At 66.0% G+C, this 17793-nt stretch carries 23 protein-coding genes; 15 read left to right on the forward strand and 8 right to left on the reverse strand.

All coding sequences use genetic code 11. The annotated features are described in order from the left end of the window. Positions 1-38 precede the first annotated feature (38 nt). The 4 genes from ACSC1S_RS15855 to ACSC1S_RS15870 all read left to right on the forward strand — a co-directional run bounded on the left by ACSC1S_RS15855 (position 39) and on the right by ACSC1S_RS15870 (position 4170). Positions 39-488 (forward strand): hypothetical protein, encoded by a 450-nt coding sequence (locus ACSC1S_RS15855; RefSeq protein WP_435365138.1) that lies wholly within the window; start codon positions 39-41, stop codon positions 486-488. 150 nt (positions 489-638) lie between these two features. Next, a complete protein-coding gene (locus tag ACSC1S_RS15860) occupies positions 639-1238 on the forward strand; it encodes an IMPACT family protein (RefSeq protein ID WP_435365139.1) in 600 nt (199 codons plus the stop codon). A 45-nt stretch (positions 1239-1283) separates the two neighbouring features. Next, positions 1284-3320: a S9 family peptidase gene (locus ACSC1S_RS15865; protein ID WP_435365140.1), complete on the forward strand. Its 2037-nt coding sequence runs from the start codon at positions 1284-1286 to the stop codon at positions 3318-3320. A gap of 337 nt (positions 3321-3657) precedes the next feature. Further along, positions 3658-4170 carry a GNAT family N-acetyltransferase gene (locus ACSC1S_RS15870; RefSeq protein ID WP_435365141.1) on the forward strand — a complete coding sequence of 171 codons (513 nt, stop codon included), beginning with the start codon at positions 3658-3660 and terminating at the stop codon, positions 4168-4170. On the opposite strand, the gene ACSC1S_RS15875 is transcribed toward ACSC1S_RS15870, so the two are convergent. From ACSC1S_RS15875 to ACSC1S_RS15885, 3 genes are all read right to left on the reverse strand, one after another. Continuing rightward, complete coding sequence (locus tag ACSC1S_RS15875; protein ID WP_261648917.1) at positions 4171-4374, reverse strand: DUF7569 family protein; 204 nt, start codon at positions 4372-4374, stop codon at positions 4171-4173. It lies immediately after the preceding gene. A 192-nt stretch (positions 4375-4566) separates the two neighbouring features. Continuing rightward, positions 4567-5244 carry a uracil phosphoribosyltransferase gene (gene upp, locus ACSC1S_RS15880; RefSeq protein ID WP_435365142.1) on the reverse strand — a complete coding sequence of 226 codons (678 nt, stop codon included), beginning with the start codon at positions 5242-5244 and terminating at the stop codon, positions 4567-4569. 60 nt (positions 5245-5304) lie between these two features. Further along, positions 5305-5994 (reverse strand): type 1 glutamine amidotransferase domain-containing protein, encoded by a 690-nt coding sequence (locus ACSC1S_RS15885; RefSeq protein WP_435365143.1) that lies wholly within the window; start codon positions 5992-5994, stop codon positions 5305-5307. 106 nt (positions 5995-6100) lie between these two features. Here ACSC1S_RS15885 and ACSC1S_RS15890 point away from each other — a divergent pair, with 106 nt between their 5' ends. Both ACSC1S_RS15890 and ACSC1S_RS15895 read left to right on the forward strand, forming a co-directional pair. Then, positions 6101-6517 (forward strand): SRPBCC family protein, encoded by a 417-nt coding sequence (locus ACSC1S_RS15890; RefSeq protein ID WP_435365144.1) that lies wholly within the window; start codon positions 6101-6103, stop codon positions 6515-6517. A 71-nt stretch (positions 6518-6588) separates the two neighbouring features. Beyond that, positions 6589-6810: a hypothetical protein gene (locus tag ACSC1S_RS15895; protein WP_435365145.1), complete on the forward strand. Its 222-nt coding sequence runs from the start codon at positions 6589-6591 to the stop codon at positions 6808-6810. Here the strand turns inward: ACSC1S_RS15895 and ACSC1S_RS15900 are convergent, their stop codons facing one another. Further along, positions 6811-6987 (reverse strand): DUF8107 family protein, encoded by a 177-nt coding sequence (locus ACSC1S_RS15900; RefSeq protein WP_435365146.1) that lies wholly within the window; start codon positions 6985-6987, stop codon positions 6811-6813. Positions 6988-7102: 115 nt separating this feature from the next. Between ACSC1S_RS15900 and ACSC1S_RS15905 the strand changes: the two genes are divergently transcribed. From ACSC1S_RS15905 to ACSC1S_RS15920, 4 genes are all read left to right on the forward strand, one after another. After that, entirely contained in the window at positions 7103-7423 is a 321-nt protein-coding gene (locus ACSC1S_RS15905) for a hypothetical protein (RefSeq protein WP_435365147.1), read from the forward strand. A gap of 78 nt (positions 7424-7501) precedes the next feature. Continuing rightward, entirely contained in the window at positions 7502-7801 is a 300-nt protein-coding gene (locus ACSC1S_RS15910; protein WP_435319801.1) for a DUF7990 family protein, read from the forward strand. Next, positions 7801-8766, forward strand: coding sequence for an ArsA family ATPase (locus ACSC1S_RS15915; RefSeq protein WP_435365148.1), 966 nt, complete (start codon positions 7801-7803; stop codon positions 8764-8766). The genes ACSC1S_RS15910 and ACSC1S_RS15915 overlap by 1 nt, the downstream gene beginning before the upstream one ends. A 152-nt stretch (positions 8767-8918) precedes the next feature. After that, entirely contained in the window at positions 8919-10757 is a 1839-nt protein-coding gene (locus ACSC1S_RS15920; RefSeq protein ID WP_435365149.1) for a carbon starvation CstA family protein, read from the forward strand. Here the strand turns inward: ACSC1S_RS15920 and ACSC1S_RS15925 are convergent. Both ACSC1S_RS15925 and ACSC1S_RS15930 read right to left on the reverse strand, forming a co-directional pair. Beyond that, complete coding sequence (locus ACSC1S_RS15925; RefSeq protein WP_435365150.1) at positions 10754-11344, reverse strand: DUF8052 family protein; 591 nt, start codon at positions 11342-11344, stop codon at positions 10754-10756. The two genes, ACSC1S_RS15920 and ACSC1S_RS15925, sit on opposite strands and share 4 nt — an antisense overlap. Beyond that, positions 11337-11717 carry a cupin domain-containing protein gene (locus ACSC1S_RS15930; RefSeq protein ID WP_435319805.1) on the reverse strand — a complete coding sequence of 127 codons (381 nt, stop codon included), beginning with the start codon at positions 11715-11717 and terminating at the stop codon, positions 11337-11339. The genes ACSC1S_RS15925 and ACSC1S_RS15930 overlap by 8 nt, the downstream gene beginning before the upstream one ends. 92 nt (positions 11718-11809) lie before the next feature. Between ACSC1S_RS15930 and ACSC1S_RS15935 the strand changes: the two genes are divergently transcribed. Further along, positions 11810-12025 (forward strand): DUF8007 family protein, encoded by a 216-nt coding sequence (locus tag ACSC1S_RS15935; protein ID WP_435365151.1) that lies wholly within the window; start codon positions 11810-11812, stop codon positions 12023-12025. A gap of 169 nt (positions 12026-12194) precedes the next feature. Continuing rightward, positions 12195-12887: a DUF5828 family protein gene (locus tag ACSC1S_RS15940; RefSeq protein WP_435365152.1), complete on the forward strand. Its 693-nt coding sequence runs from the start codon at positions 12195-12197 to the stop codon at positions 12885-12887. 3 nt (positions 12888-12890) lie between these two features. On the opposite strand, the gene ACSC1S_RS15945 is transcribed toward ACSC1S_RS15940, so the two are convergent. Continuing rightward, positions 12891-13685: a hypothetical protein gene (locus ACSC1S_RS15945; protein ID WP_435365153.1), complete on the reverse strand. Its 795-nt coding sequence runs from the start codon at positions 13683-13685 to the stop codon at positions 12891-12893. An 83-nt stretch (positions 13686-13768) separates the two neighbouring features. Here ACSC1S_RS15945 and ACSC1S_RS15950 point away from each other — a divergent pair, with 83 nt between their 5' ends. The 3 genes from ACSC1S_RS15950 (at position 13769) to ACSC1S_RS15960 (ending at position 16156) form a co-directional block, all read left to right on the forward strand. Further along, the gene (locus tag ACSC1S_RS15950) at positions 13769-14959 is read left to right on the forward strand and encodes an inorganic phosphate transporter (protein WP_435365154.1); all 1191 of its coding nucleotides are present in this window, start codon (positions 13769-13771) and stop codon (positions 14957-14959) included. A 196-nt stretch (positions 14960-15155) separates the two neighbouring features. Next, on the forward strand, positions 15156-15338 hold the full coding sequence (locus ACSC1S_RS15955) for a hypothetical protein (RefSeq protein WP_435365155.1): 183 nt from the start codon (positions 15156-15158) through the stop codon (positions 15336-15338). Between the two features lie 173 nt (positions 15339-15511). Further along, complete coding sequence (locus ACSC1S_RS15960; RefSeq protein ID WP_435365156.1) at positions 15512-16156, forward strand: helix-turn-helix domain-containing protein; 645 nt, start codon at positions 15512-15514, stop codon at positions 16154-16156. A 159-nt stretch (positions 16157-16315) separates the two neighbouring features. Here ACSC1S_RS15960 and ACSC1S_RS15965 read toward each other — a convergent pair whose 3' ends face one another. Continuing rightward, a complete protein-coding gene (locus ACSC1S_RS15965) occupies positions 16316-17713 on the reverse strand; it encodes a hemolysin family protein (RefSeq protein ID WP_435319812.1) in 1398 nt (465 codons plus the stop codon). Positions 17714-17793: the final 80 nt, after the last annotated feature.

Here is a 17793-nt window from a genome sequence, read left to right on the forward strand (position 1 = left end):
ATGATTACGGATTCAAGCTGACGCAAGGTATCCATCTGATGGCTCGCAGTCGTCGCTCTGTCCTCGCCGCGTGTGGAGGAGCGCTAGCGCTCTCTGGGTGCCTCTCGGGAGCGTCCGAAGCGACGCGAATATCCAGACTGCTACTCTCGAACTGGCTGGAGGAGCCGCGCCGAGTCGTCCTCGAACTCACCCGCGACGGTGAGACGGTCCTCGACCGCGAGTTCCGGATGCCCCCCTCCGGTGATGTTGTGATGGGGACACGGATGGTCGAGATGGACTGGCCAGACGACCCCGCGGTGTACGTGCTGGAGGCACAGTACCCGACCGACACCGACTACGAGGGGGCTACGAACGGCCGGGACCGGTTCGAACTCGACCCCGTCCCCGGCGGTGAGAACGACTGCACGTATGTCGATATCTCTATCGAGCCAGGCGGCGGGCTCTCGTACTGGTTCGGCAACAAGTGGTGTCCGGGGACCACGCCGTGACGCGCCACGGGACCGACGCGTTGAGGTAGCGCGAACCCGGAGCGTGGGTATGGACGAGAACGTGGATGCGGCGCTGTGCGCGGGCGCGCTCCAGCTCTCGCTCGTCACGGCTGGCAGTGAGGGCGACGCCGCCGACGCGGAGGCCATCGCGTGACCGAGACCTTCCAGACCGTCGCGGGCCCCGGCGAAGCCCGCTTCGAGGTTCGAGGGTCCGAGTTCATCGGCCACGTCAGGCCCGTCGACACGGTCGCGGACGCCGAAGCGTTCATCCAGTCGGTCGAGGCCGAGTACGACGACGCGACCCACAACGTGCCTGCCTACCGGGTCCGGGCCGACCCGCTCCGCGAGTGGTCGAGCGACGACGGCGAACCCACGAGTTCTGCTGGAAAGCCGGCCCTGAACGTCCTCGCCCAGCGCGAGATAGAGAACGTCGTCGCGGTCGTCACCCGCTACTACGGCGGGACGAACCTCGGCGTCGGCGGCCTCGTCCGGGCGTATTCGAGAGCTGTCAAGGAGGCCGTCGACGCTGCCGGCGTGGTCGAGGAACGCCCCCACGAACGGTTCGGCATCACGGTCGACTACGACGATTCCGGCTCTGTACGAGGTATCCTCGAATCCGAAGGCGTCGACTTCGAGGCCGACTACGAGGCCCGCGTCAGCTTCGACGTGCGCGTCGCGGTCGACGACGGCGACGACCTGCGCGACCGCATCCGGAGCGCGACGAGCGGGCGCGCCGAGATCTCGGAGTGACGCGTCACCCACACGTTCTTTGTCCCCCCATTCGTCGTCCGCGCCATGCAGACCGTCGAACCTTCTGACTATCGCGACCTCGCGCTCGCCTCGTCTCCTGCAGTCTCTCCCGGTGGCGAGCGCGTCGCGTTCGTCCGGACGGTGCCGACAGACGACGAGTCCTACGAGGCCACGGTGTACGTCGCCCCGGTCGGCGGCGACGAACCCGAGCGGTTCACGCTCTCGGAGGGCGTCGATTCGGGACCGACGTGGAGCCCGTCCGGCGACCGCCTCGCGTTCGTCAGCACCCGCGGCGAGGACGACGACCGCCAGCAGCTCTGGGTGATGGAAGCCGACGGTGGCGAGGCCAGCCAGGTCACGTCGGTCGTCGGCGGGGTCAACTCGATTACGTGGAGTCCGGACGGCGAGCGAATCGCCTTCCTCCAGCAGGTGACCGCCGAGGACCGCGACGAGGACCGTGACCGGCACGTCGATCCCGAGTACGAACCCGAGGAACCCGACCCGCGGGTCATCGACCGGACCGTCTACCGCGCCGGCGCGCAGTACATGGATGGCCGGCGAACCCACGTCTACGCGGTCACCCTCGCGGACGACTCGGTCCGCCGGCTCACGACCGGTGACGTCGACCACGTCGGCGTCGACTGGGTCGACAGCGAGACCCTGTACTACGGCCGGAAGGTCGGCGAGGACCCCGACGACTCGCTGACCGTCGAAATCGTGGAACAGGACCTCGAGACGGGGACCGAGACGAGCCTGACCACCGACACCAGCTGGGGTGGCCCGCTCCGGGCGACGAGCGACGGCCGGGTCGCGTACTTCCACACGCCCGTCGAGCGGTCGACGCTGCGCCAGACCGAGATCCGCGTCTTCGACCCCGAAACCGGAACGACCCACACCCCGACCGCCGGCCTCGACCGGACGATGGCCTACGACGCCGACATCTGCTGGGGTGCCGACGAGGAACGGCTCTACTTCCCGACCCCGGAAGCCGGCTCGGTGGTCCTCCGCCGAGTCACCTGGGACGAGGGCGAGTCCACCGACGACACGACCATCGTTGCCGGCAGCGGCATGCACCTCACCGACTTCGACGTCGGCCGGGACGTTGCCGCGTTCGTCGCGAGCGAGTGGGACCACCCCGGCGACGTGTTCCTCTCGACGCCCGGCGGCGGCGAAGGTACTCGATTGACGCGGCTCAACTCGGGGTACCTCGACGACAGGGCCGTCTGCCAGCCCGAGGAGCTCACCTTCGAGAACCCGGATGGCGACGAGATCCAGGGCTGGCTGCTCACCCCGCCGGATTTCGACCCCGACGAGACCTATCCCCTGGTGGTCGAGGTCCACGGCGGCCCGCACGTCATGTGGTCGCCCTCGGACACGATGTGGCACGAGTTCCAGTCGCTGGCGGCCGCCGGCTACTGCGTCTTCTTCTGCAATCCCCGCGGCTCCGCGGGCTACGGCGAGGCGTTCATGGCCGCCATCGAGCGCGACTGGGGCGCGGTGACGAGCGCGGACGTGCTCGCGGGGCTCGACGCGGTCTGTACACGGGACAGCATCGACGCCGAGAACGTCTTCCTCACCGGCGGCTCCTTCGGCGGCTACATGACCGCCTGGCTGGCCGGCCACAGCGACCGCTTCCGGGCCACCGTCACCCAGCGCGGCGTGTACGACCTGCTCGGGTTCTACGGTTCGACCGACGTGGCGTACAAGCTGGTCGAGGGCGACTTCGGCACGCGCCCGTGGGACGACCCCGAGTTCCTCTGGGAGCACTCGCCGGCCGCCCACGCCGAGACCATCGACGCGCCGACGCTGGTCATGCACGCCGAGAACGACTTCCGGGTGCCCATCGACGGCGCGGAGCTGCTGTTCCGGTTCCTCCGGAAGGCCGGCACCCCGACCCGGTTCGTGCGCTATCCGCGCGAGGGCCACGAACTCTCGCGCTCGGGCGAACCCGCCCACGTCGTCGACCGCATCGAGCGCATCCAGCGCTGGTTCGACGGCTACTCCGACTACCGGGAGATGCCACCCGCGCTCGAGCGCGACCGCGACGCCGGGCTCTCGGCGGGCGAGGACGACGACGAGTGACGGCGTGCGAAACGAAGCCATCTCGACGGTCGTTTCGTTCGGAACTTCTCTCACATGACCCGTCCCCCGTCGTGCGGTCTAGACCCGAAACAGGGGGGTTCGGTCGCCAGTCGATTTCGCAATCGGGTACCGAACCGGCCTTCGGGAGCCCTCGATAGCACTCGATAGCCATGTGGAGGTCCGTTTCGTCTGGTTCGGGGTGCCAGTGACGGGACCGTAGTCGGGCGGTTCGCACCCGAAACCAGGGGGTTCACGCGGGGCGTGGCACCAGCAAGAATCGACGGTAGCGTCCGCGTATTTCGGAACTCCACTGCTCTTCCCGGTACGAGACGCCACCATGTCACCGGAGTTCACCATCCGCCGCTACCGGCCCGCCGACCACGAGCGCGTGCTCGCACTCCACGAGGAAGCGATGCGACAGGTGGATTCGTTCGTCGAGGGCGCGCCCGACACCGACCTCGAAGCGATAGAGTCGACGTACATCGACGCCGGCGGGGAGTTCCTCGTCGGCGAGGTCGGCGAACGAATCGTCGCGATGGGGGCGATTCTTCCCACCGAGGGCTACCTCACCGAGTTCATCGACGACCTGCCCGACACGGCCGCGACGGTCAAACGGATGCGCGTCGACCCGGCGCACCAGCGCCAGGGCTACGGGGGGCAGATTCTGACGGCGCTCGAACGCCGTGCACGGGACCTGGGGTTCACCGAACTGTTGCTGGATACGTCGCCGAAACAGGAGGGTGCCCAGCGACTGTACGAGTCACACGGGTTCGAGCAGGTGCGACGAGAAGAGGCGCAACTGGCGGAGGAGGAGTTCGTGTTGCTGTGCTACCGGAAATCGCTGACGTAGTCAGTCCACGATGATGTCATCGTCCTCGATGACCGGCCCCTGCTGGGGCTGCATCTCCTCCTGGTAGCGTCGAATCCACGTCGCGAAACAGTCCGGGCAGAGCCGCTGGGCGTCTATCTGTGTCCGGTCGACCGCGAGTTGTACCGTCCGGGACAGCGCATCGGAGACCGGCTCCCCGCAGTCGTCACACGCGTCGTCGCTCATGGGCCAACCCTCGCGGCCCTCCGTTAAAGACGTTCAGGTCGTATCCGCGGGCTCGACTGGCACCTACGTCGAGCGTGGCTCGACGCTATTTTCCGTCAGTCGTGGACTGACGCTATTTTCCGCCAGTCGTGGACTGACGCTATTTTCTGTCAGTCGTGACTGACGCTATTTTCCGTCAGTCGTGGACTGACGCTACGTCGTCCGGAACGCCCGGTCCCCGGCGTCGCCGAGCCCGGGCACGATGAAGCCGTCGTCGTCGAGGTGGTCGTCGATGGCGACCGTCAGCAGGTCGACGTCCGGCACCTCGTTACCGACGCGGAGCAGGCCGTCGGGGGCGCTCACGGCCGAGAGCACGATGAGGTGCTCCGGGTCGGGTGCCTGTTCCTGGACGTGTTCGAGGACGGCACACATGGTCGAGCCGGTCGCGAGCATCGGGTCGGCGACGATGACGGTGTCCTCCTCGTGAATCTCGGGGAGTTTGACGTAGTCGATGGTGATGGGGAACTGGCCGTCCTCGTTGCGGCCGGCCTCCTCGTCGCGCGAGGCGGAGATGACGCCCTGGCGGGCGCGCGGGAACGCCTTGAGCAGCCCCTCGACGAACGGCGTCGCGGCGCGCAGGACGTTGATGATGACGACGTCGTCGAGCCCCTTGACGCGCTCGCCCATCGTCGTCTCCAGCGGCGTCTCTATCTCGACGTACTCGGTCTCCATCCGGCCGTCGATGATCTCGTAGCCACAGATACGGCCGAGCTTGACCAGGCCCTTGCGGAACGCGACCTGCTCCGTCTCGATGCTTCGCAGCTTCGACAGTGTGTCCTTGGCGAGTGCGTGCGTGACGAGGTACGCGTCGCCTCGGTCCTCGATGGTCATACCCCGAAACGGGACGCCTGTGACTTAGAAAGTACCGAATTTCGCGGCAGTCAGGGGCTGTCAGTCCTCGTACTCGATGCCGAGCTCGTCGAGCAGTGTCACCGCGGCCGCGTGCGAGGAGCCCGGCCCCCGTGCCGTGACGAGGGACCCGTCGACCGTGACGGAGGTGTCCTTGTCCAGTTCGGCGTCCCAGTTGCCGCCGGCGGCTTGCACCTCGTCCTCGACCCAGTAGGGCAGCTTCCGGCCGTCGGGCATCAGGTCGTCGTCGTCGACGATTCCCTCCTCCCACTCGTTCGGGAAGCCCGTCACGTTCCGGCCGTCGACGAGGAACTCACCGTCGCTGTCGCGGGTGAACGCGAGGATGCCGACGGCGTGACAGACGACGAGCGCAACCCCGTCACCTTCGACGGTGTCCCGGAGGAGCTTGCGTGCGTGGCTGTCCTGATTGATGTCCCACTCGGTGCCGTGGCCGCCGGGGAACACCACCGTATCGTAGTCGCCGGCGGTCTGGCGGGCGAGTGGCTCCGGGTTCTGGAGGCGCTCGTCGGACTCGTGAACGTCCATCACCCACTCGGCCTGCTCCTCACCGACGTTCTCGGGGTCGGCCGAGCGCTCGTCGATGACCGGCGGGTCGCCGGTCGGTGTCGCGACGGTCACGTCCACGCCGGCGTCCGAAAGCATGGTCAGTGGCTCGATACACTCCTCTCCCCAGTAGCCGTGCTCGCTGACGACGAACAGTGCGGATGGCATACGTCACGCAACGACGCCCAACGGATTAAGTCTCGGGCCTACCCGATGCACCCGCCGGACCCGACACCCCCTACGCCTATGAGATGGGGCTGCGTGGGTGGGTGCAATGGCAGACGTGACCGTGTCGCGCCACCTCGACGTCTCGCGGCCGACCGTCGCCAGTCACCTCGACCCCGGTCGCCTCGTCGAACTGGAGGGGACCTTCGACGTGGCGTCGGTGACCGAGACCGACGAGGGCTGGCGCGTCGAGGCGACGGCACCGGGCATGACCGCCGCGTTCGACGTGCGGGCGCTCGACGACGGCGACGGCTACGAGTACGAGCAGGTCGGCGACCACGGGCCGTTCGCGTCGATGGAGACGCGGCTCGAACTCGCGGCCGCCCCCGACGGGACCGAGGTGACCGCCACCTCCTCGGTCGACCTCGGCCTGCCCCTGACAGCGGTGACCGACCGCGTCGCCGGCTGGAAGCGCCGCGGCGAACTCCGCCGGGCGCTCGACCAGCTCGCCGACGCCGTGGAGTGAGGTCGTGGCCTGTGCGACCGCGACGCACAACTGACCGGGGATTTACGTAGGAGAGCCGTCGACTCCAACGCATGAGTGTGCTTACCACGATAAAGGAGATGCTGCAGGCGTCGACACAGTCGACGAACCGTGGGACCACGACGGAGCAGTCGAAGGGGGCGTACTGGTGTGACGACTGTAGCGAGCGGCTGCTGGACACGGCGGTCGAGGGCGACGAGGCCCCCGAGTGCCCGTCCTGTGGCGAGGAGATGCGGTTCGAGCGCTCGCCCGGGTCGACCGGCTGTGCCTGCTGACTAGCGCGTCGCCAGGTACGTCAGTACCATCATGATTCCCGTGAAAACGGCGAACCGACCCGGCGTGAACTCCGTCACCCCGATGAACTCCGACCCCCAGAGGACGACGGCCGCGAACACCGCCGAGAGCACGAAGTTCATCACGAAGTGAACCCGCGGGTCACCTTTCCTGTCCATGGTCGGAGACGACAGGACGCACCCACTTAGTTCTCCCTCGCACCGCCAGCCTGCTCGCGGGCCGACCAGCCTGCCTAGAACGCTTACAACAGCACGACACGTAGTAACATCCCTCATGCAGTTCCGGAACAGGCGGGGGACACCCATCGATCCCGTGCCCTTCTTCGTCGTCGTCGCCAGTGTCTTCCTCGTCACCTTCTCGTTCGGGCCGATGTACCTGCTGGCGCTGGACCTTCGACTGCCGGTGTCTCTCGGGGTCTGTACCATCGTCTTCCTCGGTGCGTCGGTCCTCGCGTACTACCAGCTCGTCTGGCTGACTCGGCCGGAGTTCCTCGCGGAGGTCCCCGCGGCGGCCCGCCTGCGCCGACTCGCCTACGCCGTTGTCACCGGCATCGCACTGCTGGGACTGCTGTCGATTCCCCTGTTCCTCCGGTAGCTGCGGGGACGCCGACGCTACGTCAGGTGAGCGTCAGGTGACCGTGTCTTTTTGTACCACCACGAGAAGTGTGGACGCATGACACTCGCAGAGCGAATCGCGTCGTTCCGAGACTGGCTCGAAGAGGTCTTCCACGGGCTCTACCACGGGATGATCGAGCACCCGGCGTTCGAGAAGATAGAACAGGAGGCCGAGGACCAGGAGGACTCGTTCTTCTTCGCGTGCTTCTCCGACGCCTTCGGCATCCCGAGCCCCATCTCCTACTACACCTGCGAACTGCTGCCCTACCTCGCAGAGGAGTTCGAGGCCTGGGAGCGCCGGATGTGGGACCGCCAGACGCTGCTCGAACGCAAGGGCGAACAGTACCACTTCCACTGATGAGCAAATTCGTCTTCTTCGGCGGGAAGGGCGGGGTCGGCAAGACCACCGTCTCGAGCGCCTTCGGTCTGAAGAACGCGAACGCGGGGCTGAAGACCCTCGTGGTCTCCACCGACCCTGCCCACAGCACCTCCGACGTGTTCGACCAGCAGTTCGGCGACGACCCCGAACCCGTCGAGGGCATCGAGAACCTCTGGGCGATGGAGATAGACCCCGAGGAGGAGGTCGAGCGCCACCTCCAGGAGACCAAACGGGCCATGGGCGACCAGGTGAGTCCGGCCATCGTCAACGACATCAACCGGCAGATAGACCTCGCGCACAAGACCCCTGGTGCCTACGAGTCCGCGCTGTTCGACCGCTTCATCGACGTGATGCGGAACAGCGACGAGTTCGACCGCGTCGTCTTCGACACCTCGCCCACCGGCGGAACGCTCCGGCTGCTCTCGCTTCCGGAGTTCCTCGGCGACTGGATCGACCGACTGGTCCAGAAGCGCATGAAGAGCATCGACCTGTACGAGAAGGCCGCCATCGGCGAGCGCGAGGCCCGCCTGAAGATGGAGAGCGACCCCATCATCGGCCGGCTCACCGACCGCAAGGAGAAGTTCGAGTTCGCGGGCGACGTGCTCCGCTCGGACGCGACGTTCTACCTCGTGTTGAACCCGGACGAACTCTCCATCCGCGAGACCGACCGCGCCATCGACCAGCTCGCGGAGTACGACCTCTCGGTCGCCGGCCTCGTCGTCAACAAGGTGACGCCGGAACCCGACGAAGACGAAGACGGGACCGGCGCACGCTACCTCCGGGACCGCTGTGCGACCGAGCGCGAGCGCATCGAGCGCGTCCGTGAGGACTTCGAGGAGCCCATCGTCGCGGTCATCGCGACACGCGTCGAGGAGGTGAAGGGGTCGCTCCTCGCCGAGGTGGCGGACGAGCTGGAGATAACGGTCGCGCCGTCAGTTACGTAGCCAGAAAGTATTCAAGCGGAGGTGTTTCGGCTCGAAACACGTTTCCCCCGCGTTCGACCGTTATCCACCCGGAGATTCGGCGTGCTCCTGTTCGGATGCTATAACAAATTATAAATCACAGTTTTCCATTATATGCCCTGAGGCACGATAGCATGGTACAGGCCATATGGTTGGTGGTGTTCGTACTGCTAACGTTCAGCGTCGGTTACATCGGGTACAGCAGGTACCTGGCACGGTTCGTTGACCTGAACGACGAACGCGAGACACCAGCACACAAGTACGAAGACGGTCAGGAGTACGTTCCGGCGAAGAAGCCGGTGCTCCTGGGGCATCACTATTCGAGTATTGCAGGCGGGGCACCCATCGTGGGTCCCATCACGGCCGCGGTGTGGTGGGGATGGGTGCCGGCGTTCCTCTGGATCGCCATCGGGAACCCACTGTTCGGTGCGGTCCACGACTTCATGTCGCTGAGCACGAGCGTGCGACACGACGGGAAGTCGATCGGCTACATCATGGGTGAGTACGTGGGCGAACGCGGCAAGGACATGATCCTGTGGTTCGCGTTCCTCACCATCATCCTGGTCATCGCGGTGTTCGCACTGGTGGTCGCACTGGTGTTCACCGCCTATCCGCAGTCGGCGACGGCGAGCATGGTTTACATCCTGCTCGCGCTGGTGTTCGGGGTCTACCTGTACCAGCTCGATCTCCCCTTCCTGCCTGGGGCGGTCGCGTTCATCGCCGCAGTGTTCGGCGGCGTGTTCGTCGGGGCGCAGTACCCCATCGCACTCACGCCCGGCGCAGGCGGCTTCGCGCCGTACCCGGAGGGTACCATCGTACTGCTCTCGTCGTCACCGCTTCCGGCGGTGCTCGGGAGCACGAACATCGCGACGTGGATTCCCGTGGTCATCATCTACGGGTTCGTCGCCAGCGTGCTGCCGGTGTGGGTCCTTCTACAGCCACGGGACTTCCTCACGTCGAACCTGCTGTACGTCGGCGTCGGCGGCACGCTGCTGGCGGTCATCGTCGGGACCTTCACGGGTGCCGGCGAGACCCTCGCCATCAGTCTCCCCGCGTTCAAGGGGTTCATGGGGGACCCCGAACTCGCGGCGGCACCACTGTTCCCACTGCTGTTCGTGACCATCGCGTGTGGGACAATCAGCGGCTTCCACTCGCTGGTCTCCTCGGGGACGACCGCGAAGCAGCTCAACAAGGAATCCGACGCCCGGATGATCGGCTACGGGGGGATGCTCGGTGAGGGCCTCCTCGCGTCCGTCGCGCTCATCACGGTCGCGGTGTACGCGAACATTCCGGCCGGGAGCGGTATCGGGCTCGCACTCCCGAACTTCGCGACCGGTGGCGGCATCATCCTGAACGCGGCGTTCGGCATCAACCAGACGCTGGCCGCCTCGTTCATGGGACTGGTGCTGGTGAGCTTCCTCCTCACGAGTACGGACACGGCCGTCCGGCTCGGTCGCTACATGATGGAGGAGATCATCGGCACGCCCGAGACCGACCTGCAGCGCTCGCTGTCGAACCGCTACGCGACCGCTGGCATCCAGGTCATCCCGGCGTACGTGCTCGTCGCCAGTGGCCGGTGGGCCGACCTCTGGCCGCTGTTCGGCGGCGCGAACCAGACGCTCGCCGCACTGGCACTGCTCATCGCGACGGTGTGGCTGGCCAACTGGGACGAGAGCAAGCAGCTGCTCAGCACGGGCGTCCCGATGGCCATCATGTTCACCGTCACGACGACCGCACTGCTGTACCTGGCGTTCTACCAGAACCTCTACGTCAAGTTCATCCAGGGCAACTGGCCCGGTGAGGGCGCGCCAGGACTGGTGCCACAGCTCGCGGCCGCGGTCCAGATAATCATCGCACTGACGCTGATATACCTGGCCCTGTCGGTGTTGAAGATGGGGTACGAGAACATCCAGCATGCCAGGGGTTCGGGTGCCGTCGCCGCCGACGGCGGGGAGGTGGAATCGAACGACTAACCCAGCAGCCCACGCAGCTTCGTGACCAGTCCGGTTGTCTCTGGGGTGGCGGACTCCCACAACCGAAACGCGCGTTCGACCTCCGCATTTTCGCTGGCGACGAGTTCCTCTGCTTCGGGAGCGACGACCACGAGGTTGATCTCGTAGTGACCGTAGTAGCCGTACTTCAGCAGGGTGCGGTCGCGGAACCCGTCGACGAAGTCGGCGACCTCGTCCGGAATCTCGGGGACGACGACGACGAACGTGAACTCGGTCTCGAAGTGGTCCTCGTCGAGGGTGATCCAGTCGTCGGCGAGGTCGTGCCCGAGGTCGACAAGGGCTTCGAGGTCGGCCGTCGTCACCGCGTCCGCCCGCCGGACGAACAGGTGCTCGACGGCCTCGTGGTAGCCGTACCGCAAGGCGGCGATGAAGAACTGCTTCTGGTTCTTGATGAGCATCTCGCCGTACAGGGTGAACTCCTCGCCGTCGACCGTGTAGTCCTTCTCGAGGTCGTAGTTGTACATGAGCCGGTCGGAGATGCGGTCGACGTACTCGTCGTCCCAGTCGGGCACGTCCTCCGGCGGCTGCTCGCGTGCGTCGTCACTCATCGTCGGGGTCGTAGGCGTGCGCGTCGTCGTCGACGGCCGGTGCACCGATGGCGAGGACGCGAACCGTGTCCGTGGCCGCCGCCGGGTTGTACGCGCGCTGTGGACTGTCGGGGGTGACCACGACCGCCTCGTCGGGGCCAGCGGTCAGTTCACCGTCCGGTGTCTCTACGTGTAGCGTCCCCGAGAGCACGTAGAACACCTCCTCCTGCTCGTCGTGGTAGTGGTACGCCAGTGGGAGCTGTTCGCCCGGGTCCGCCTCGTACACGTTCACGGCGACATTCGAGAGCCCGGCGGCGTCGCTCAGGCTGCGCTGTACCGATGGCCGGTCTGGTGTGACGTCGAGGTCGTCGACGTCGATGACGTGGTAGCCCATACCCGTCGGAATGGGAGTATCCGATAAATAACCACTGCCACGTGTTCCCATAGACCACAACTTTTGTCACCCTGCACCGCTAGATTCGCTCTATGGGCACGAACGACGAGGCAGAGGCCTGTGGGCGCTGTGCCATGAGTTCGGCGATGGCGACCACAGGGGGCGACCACGGCACCAACCCGTTCGACGGCGACCGCATCGAACTCAGCGACGACGAACTCCGCTCGGCGTCCCGGCACGTCGTCGCGCTCGGAAACCTCAAGCGCCGACTGAACGAGTGGGTCCGCGGCCTCACCTACGGGCGCTGACGGCCACACACGGCGATTCACCCTGGCACGAACACGGCGAGCCTCTGGCTCGTCTCCCGAGGGGGCCGACACCGTTGCTCGCGAACACGTCGTGGAGACGTGGCGAGTGCCTCGTTCACACGTGCGCTGGAAGGTTTATGGCGCGTGGTGGCTTAGGGGCCAACGACCGATGGAAGAGAGCATCTCCGGGTTCAAGGTGCGCGGCGAGTGGCACGACGTCGTCGAACACGGCGAACGGGTAACGCGCGCACTCAGGGACCTCGACGCGAACACCGGGGAGTACGAGAAGGCGTTCGACGCATGGAACAAGTGGCGACCGAAGGCGACGGACACGATCGAACAGGACGTCCCGGAGAAGACCGCCGAGCAGGCGAGTGTCGGCGAAGGCCAGGGCGAGAAGGCCGGGAAGAAGCCGAACGAGGACGTCCAGACCGCGGGCGAGAAGCTGAGCGAGTCCTACGAGAAGTTAGGAGAGGGCGACACCGACAACGCGGTGAACAAGTGGAACGAGTCCATCGAGTACGTCGCGCGGGCGGCCGACTCCGCCGGCCGGAAGGCGCTCCGGAAGGTCGAGAGCACGGTGTACCAGCGCGTGATGACGCAGCTCGCGCCGTACTACTTCGACAACGAACTCGTCTCCGCGAACCTCCAGCAGACCGGCGGGCGCGAGGAGCTGTTCATCTTCGAGGTGAACGTCAACGACGACGCCCTCAAGCCCGAGGTCGCCGACCGCCTCTACGAGTACGAGGACACCGTCGACCGCTGGCACGTCGACGTGGAGAAGGAGACCACCCAGATAGAGGCAGCCGAAGGTGTCGAGCCGCCGAAGTCCGAAGACCGCTCGAAGCACTCGACCAACTGATTCTCAGAACTCGACCCAGTCGGACTGGGTCCGGGCGTCCCCACCTGCACCGACCAGGTCCTCGACGAACAGCATGGTCGCCGCGTTGGCCGCGACCGCGAGTGGCGTCGTCGCGAGCAGGCCGACGACGAGACCGACGATGCCGGTGTTGTACACGACGACCGAGAGCGGGAACGAGACGGCCGCGGTGAACAGCAGGTACTGGAACGCGAAGGAGAGGTACTCCCCACCTTGCCGGGCGAGACCGTAACTGCGCCGGAGTGCGTCGACCGCACCACGGTCTTCGACCACGACGAGGTAGGGTGCCGCATAGAACAGGTAGGCGAGGACGAGCAGGAACGGGATGGCCAGGATCAACAGTCCCGACCCGGCAGCCCCACCGAGAACGAGCAGGAGGACGATGGCGAAGTCGAGCACCACGAGCCCGAACATGGGGACGAACCAGTCGCGGGCCGCCTCGACGGGGTCGACCTCGCGGCTGTGCATCGTGGCGCGGAGTCTCGCGAGATAGCCCGCGGTCAGGGCGGCGTCGGCAGCCAGCGCGACCGGTGCCAGGACGAACAGGGGCGAGACGGTGACTCCCGCCGGGACCGGGACGTTCACGAACGCGTCGAGGGTCCCGAGCCCCGTCGGGAAGCCGAACTTTATCGAGGCGGTGTCGGTCCCCACGAGGATACGCCGAAGCCGATCGACGTAGAGGAGCGACGCCAGCAGCGGGAACGCGAACAGGAGCCGGTCGTCGGAGGCCCGGAACCAGCCACGGCGGAGGTAGGTGGTGAGCGAGGACGTAACAGCCATGGCCGGCCGTACTCGGCTGAGACTCGTATAGGTTGGGAGTCGAGACGACACCGACTTATAGCCGCCCACCGACGTGGCCGACAATGGTAGACGCCGTGACGCTCGCGACGTTCCTCGTGGCGGGACTGGCCAGTCTGTTCATGGCGTGGTCCATCGGTGCTGGGTCATCCGGCTCCACTCCGTTCGCTCCCGCGGTCGGCGCGAACGCCATCTCGGTGATGCGTGCGGGCTTCTTCGTCGGCATCCTCGGCTTCGCCGGCGCGGTGTTGCAGGGCCAGGGCGTCACGGACGCGGTCGGGAAGGAACTCGTCCTCTTCCCGGCAGGCGGCGGCCTGACCGCGCTCGCGGCCACCGTCGGCCTGCTCATCGCGGGCCTGCTGGTCGCGGCCGGTATCTTCACCGGCTACCCCATCGCGACCGCCTTCACCGTCACGGGTGCGGTCGTCGGCGTCGGGCTGGCACTGGGCGGACAGCCGGCCATCGACAAGTACCGCGTCATCGTGGCGATGTGGGTCGCGGTTCCGTTCGTCGGTGGCGGGGTGGCCTACGTCGTCGCCCGGTTGCTCCGGTCCGAGGGCGTCAGCGAACGGCTCGTCGTCCCGATACTGGCCGGTATCGTCGGGGTCATCATCGCGAACGTGAAGTTCGTGCTGCTCGGGCCAGCCGGGGAGAGCTATTCCATCGCACGCACCGCGGCCCAGTCGATGCCGGGCTCGACGCTGGCCGACATGGCCATCGTCTCGCTCGCCCTCGGCTGCCTGGCCGCGCTCGCGCTCGCACAGGACATGGCCAACGACGAGACGGCGGGCCAGCGCCACTTCCTGCTGGTGCTCGGCGCACTCGTCGCGTTCTCGGCCGGCGGCAGCCAGGTCGGCCTGGCGGTCGGCCCGCTCGCCCCGCTCCTCTCCGAGTTCTCGATTCCGGCCGTCGCCCTCCTCCTCGGGGGTGGTCTCGGCCTGCTCGCCGGGTCGTGGACCGGTGCCCCGCGGATGATAAAGGCGCTCTCGCAGGACTACTCCTCGCTCGGGCCGCGCCGGTCCATCGCCGCGCTCATCCCGAGTTTCGCCATCGCCCAGACCGCCATCTTCCTCGGCGTCCCCATCTCGTTCAACGAGATAATCGTCAGCGCCATCGTCGGCTCCGGGTTCGCCGCCGGTGGCTCTGGCGTCAGCCGCAAGAAGATGGTCTACACCGTGCTGGCGTGGATCGGCTCGCTGGTGCTCGCGTTCGTCGTGAGCTACCTCGGGTTCCTCGCGGTCGACGCGGTGCTGTAGCGCTATCGCTTCGGGGACCGCGGGACTGCCGACACGACTGCTCCTCGTCGACGGAACTACCGCGCTCGTCCTGCTCGTTCGGCGAGACTCGCGGCCGACTGTGGCGACGGTCACTCGGTCAGTACCACACAATTTTTCACTCGGAACGTAGACTGGTGACACACCGCAGTGGGTGCGGGTGTAACTGGGCATTACAATGAAGAATCCAAAGCGAGACGCGCCACAGACGACCAGCGAATTCCAGGACCAGCTTCGGCGACTCCTTCGCACAGCCTACGGGAACGATGTCGACATCGGGGGGTCGGTCGACTGTAGAAACGGGCCGTACATGCCGGATTACGAACTCCAGATCACAGAGATCACGAAACTGGAGGAGTGAGCTGGCCGCCGGAGGAGTGCGCTGGTCGACCGACGCCCACAGCGACGGGCGTGACCCGAAGTTGACTATCCATGGAGGTCGTTTATTCCCTGATAGCTGCAATAGTCTCAGACGATGGTCACTGACGTTAGCCACTGCTGCTGGCAAGCGGAAACAAGAAAGGGAACGGAGAGATGACGGTCTCACTCGCGCTCGGTATCGACGTCTCGGCGGTCTTCCCCGGCAAAGAGACGCTTCTCGAACCGAGTCAGACCGGGACGTTCGAACGCATGGACCCGTTCAGAAGCGGCGACAAGACGACGCTCTGGGTCTCCGGGCCGTCCCACGACGCGGCCGCAGACGTGTTGCTGTCACACCCGGCGGTCACGCACGCAGCTCGACTCGACGAGGGAGACGACCGGTCGCTGTACGAACTCGAACTCGCGACCGACCTGGGCCCCGTCGCCGATGCGATCGACCACACCGGGGCGATGGCCACCCGGGCCGAGGTCATCGACTCGACGATTCGCCTGACGCTGCGCTTCCGGAACCAGGACGAGCTGCAGCAGTTCGTCGATTCGCTCGAGGTGGCAGCCATCCAGTTCGAGGTCACCTGGAAGGGCAACGGGACCGTCACTGGGGACGGTGGCACCGATTCCCTGACCCAGTGCCAGCGCCAGACCCTCTGGCTCGCCTACGAACGCGGCTACTTCAACATCCCCCGCGACACGTCGCTCTCGGAGCTCGCGGACGAACTGGGTGTGTCGAGCCAGGCCGTCTCGGAGCGGCTCCGTCGGGCGATGGGGTCCTACCTCGGGACGACCATGCTGACCGAGTGAGACACCACTGTTCTCGACGGTCCGTGTCCGTCTCGGCGACGATAGAACGATTCTAGGGGGACACGCGATTCCACCAGTCTCGGTGGGAAGATAGCTGTACCATGCACGGAGAGTCGCGACCAGCGACGTGGGAAAAACTCGTGAACCGGGCCGGGACCGCTATTCGCTCGACGTGACTTCGCTCGCCTCGGCCTCCTGTGACTCGCCGTCTTCGACAGGTTCGGGTTCGACACGCGTGAGGCGTGCCTTCATGATGCGGGTGTTCTCGACCGCCTCGACGGTGATGCGGATGTCGCCGTACTCTATCTCTTCACCTTCCTCGACGAGCCGACCGGCCCGGTTGAAGATGAAGCCCGCGATGGTCTCGAACTCCTCACCCTCGGGGAGTTCGATCTCCATCGCCTCGTTGACGACCTCGATGTTCACCTCACCCTTGACGATGTAGGTGTCCTCGTCGAGGGCCTCGATGGGCTCTTCCTCCTCGCCCTCGAGGATCTCGCCGACGATCTCCTCGATCATGTCCTCCATCGTCACCAGCCCCTCGGTGGTGCCGAACTCGTCGATGACGATGACCATGTGCATGCGGTTCTCGCGCATCTCGGCCATCAGTTCGTCGGCGTTCTTCGACTCGGGGACGTGCAGCGTCGGGTGGATGAGGTCACTGAGCGTGATGTCCTCGGGTGCGCTCTCGCCGTAGTTCAGGTCCCGGACGAGGTCACGGATGTGGACGACGCCGATGACGTTGTCCAGGCTCCCCTCGTACACCGGGATGCGGGCGTGGCCCGACCGGATACACTGCTCGATAGCCTCCTCGATGGGGGCGTCCTTGGGGACGGCCTCCATGTCGAGACGAGGGGTCATCACCTCCTTCGCGATGGTGTTGTTGAACCGGAAGATGCGCTGGAGCATCTCGTGTTCTTCCTCCTCGATGACACCCTCGCGCTCGCCGGTCTCTATCATGTCCTGGATCTCGTCGCGCGTGACGTACGAGGTCTCGATGGCCGACCGCCCGCCCGTGACGCTGTTGACGATACGGGTCAGGTAGTCGAACAGCACGATGAGCGGCATCAGGACGTACTCGGACACCTTCAGGGGCTTCGCGATACGAAGCGACCACGACTCGGTGTTCTCGACCGCGTAGCTCTTCGGGGCGGACTCCCCGAACAGCAGGACGAGGGCGGTGATACCGAAGGTCGCAGCGATGACGGCCTCACCCTGCCCCAGGTACAGGCCGAACAACCCGGTCGCGATGGATGACATCGCGATGTTCACGAGGTTGTTCCCAACGAGGATGGTCACGAGCAGCCGGTGCGGGTCGTTCTTCAGTTCGGCGACCGTGTCGGCTCCAGGTGTCCCATCCTCGACGAGGGCCTCGACGCGGTGCTTCGCGAGCGAGAACATCGCGATCTCGGACGACGAGAAGAACGCCGAGAGTCCGATGAGGATGACGATGACGAACGAGCCAGCCAGTGCTAGCACGTCTTTCGGGATGAGTATCCCGTAGACGTTGACGTCGCTCTGGAGGACCACAGCCGCAATACTAGACGATGAACCCATTCAACAGTGACCCTTGGTGGCCGCCGGGATTAACTCTTTTCTCTTTCGTTGACCAGTCTGGGAGCGAATCGACCACTCGT

Origin of the sequence: Haloarchaeobius pelagicus, assembly GCF_051207375.1 — an archaeon.
Taxonomy (GTDB): domain Archaea; phylum Halobacteriota; class Halobacteria; order Halobacteriales; family Natrialbaceae; genus Haloarchaeobius.

What these genes read in the sequence shown, in the direction of transcription:
- ACSC1S_RS15870 (WP_435365141.1), top strand. Translation starts at nt 3,658, where the DNA reads ATGTCACCGGAGTTCACCATCCGCCGCTACCGGCCCGCCGACCACGAG.
- ACSC1S_RS15915 (WP_435365148.1), top strand. Translation starts at nt 7,801, where the DNA reads ATGAGCAAATTCGTCTTCTTCGGCGGGAAGGGCGGGGTCGGCAAGACC.
- ACSC1S_RS15855 (WP_435365138.1), top strand. Translation starts at nt 39, where the DNA reads ATGGCTCGCAGTCGTCGCTCTGTCCTCGCCGCGTGTGGAGGAGCGCTA.
- ACSC1S_RS15935 (WP_435365151.1), top strand. Translation starts at nt 11,810, where the DNA reads ATGGGCACGAACGACGAGGCAGAGGCCTGTGGGCGCTGTGCCATGAGT.
- ACSC1S_RS15960 (WP_435365156.1), top strand. Translation starts at nt 15,512, where the DNA reads ATGACGGTCTCACTCGCGCTCGGTATCGACGTCTCGGCGGTCTTCCCC.
- ACSC1S_RS15900 (WP_435365146.1), bottom strand. Translation starts at nt 6,987, where the DNA reads ATGGACAGGAAAGGTGACCCGCGGGTTCACTTCGTGATGAACTTCGTG.
- ACSC1S_RS15965 (WP_435319812.1), bottom strand. Translation starts at nt 17,713, where the DNA reads ATGGGTTCATCGTCTAGTATTGCGGCTGTGGTCCTCCAGAGCGACGTC.
- ACSC1S_RS15895 (WP_435365145.1), top strand. Translation starts at nt 6,589, where the DNA reads ATGAGTGTGCTTACCACGATAAAGGAGATGCTGCAGGCGTCGACACAG.
- ACSC1S_RS15890 (WP_435365144.1), top strand. Translation starts at nt 6,101, where the DNA reads ATGGCAGACGTGACCGTGTCGCGCCACCTCGACGTCTCGCGGCCGACC.
- ACSC1S_RS15905 (WP_435365147.1), top strand. Translation starts at nt 7,103, where the DNA reads ATGCAGTTCCGGAACAGGCGGGGGACACCCATCGATCCCGTGCCCTTC.
- ACSC1S_RS15925 (WP_435365150.1), bottom strand. Translation starts at nt 11,344, where the DNA reads ATGAGTGACGACGCACGCGAGCAGCCGCCGGAGGACGTGCCCGACTGG.
- ACSC1S_RS15920 (WP_435365149.1), top strand. Translation starts at nt 8,919, where the DNA reads ATGGTACAGGCCATATGGTTGGTGGTGTTCGTACTGCTAACGTTCAGC.
- ACSC1S_RS15940 (WP_435365152.1), top strand. Translation starts at nt 12,195, where the DNA reads ATGGAAGAGAGCATCTCCGGGTTCAAGGTGCGCGGCGAGTGGCACGAC.
- ACSC1S_RS15955 (WP_435365155.1), top strand. Translation starts at nt 15,156, where the DNA reads ATGAAGAATCCAAAGCGAGACGCGCCACAGACGACCAGCGAATTCCAG.
- ACSC1S_RS15950 (WP_435365154.1), top strand. Translation starts at nt 13,769, where the DNA reads ATGGTAGACGCCGTGACGCTCGCGACGTTCCTCGTGGCGGGACTGGCC.
- ACSC1S_RS15865 (WP_435365140.1), top strand. Translation starts at nt 1,284, where the DNA reads ATGCAGACCGTCGAACCTTCTGACTATCGCGACCTCGCGCTCGCCTCG.
- ACSC1S_RS15885 (WP_435365143.1), bottom strand. Translation starts at nt 5,994, where the DNA reads ATGCCATCCGCACTGTTCGTCGTCAGCGAGCACGGCTACTGGGGAGAG.
- ACSC1S_RS15945 (WP_435365153.1), bottom strand. Translation starts at nt 13,685, where the DNA reads ATGGCTGTTACGTCCTCGCTCACCACCTACCTCCGCCGTGGCTGGTTC.
- ACSC1S_RS15875 (WP_261648917.1), bottom strand. Translation starts at nt 4,374, where the DNA reads ATGAGCGACGACGCGTGTGACGACTGCGGGGAGCCGGTCTCCGATGCG.
- ACSC1S_RS15910 (WP_435319801.1), top strand. Translation starts at nt 7,502, where the DNA reads ATGACACTCGCAGAGCGAATCGCGTCGTTCCGAGACTGGCTCGAAGAG.
- upp (WP_435365142.1), bottom strand. Translation starts at nt 5,244, where the DNA reads ATGACCATCGAGGACCGAGGCGACGCGTACCTCGTCACGCACGCACTC.
- ACSC1S_RS15930 (WP_435319805.1), bottom strand. Translation starts at nt 11,717, where the DNA reads ATGGGCTACCACGTCATCGACGTCGACGACCTCGACGTCACACCAGAC.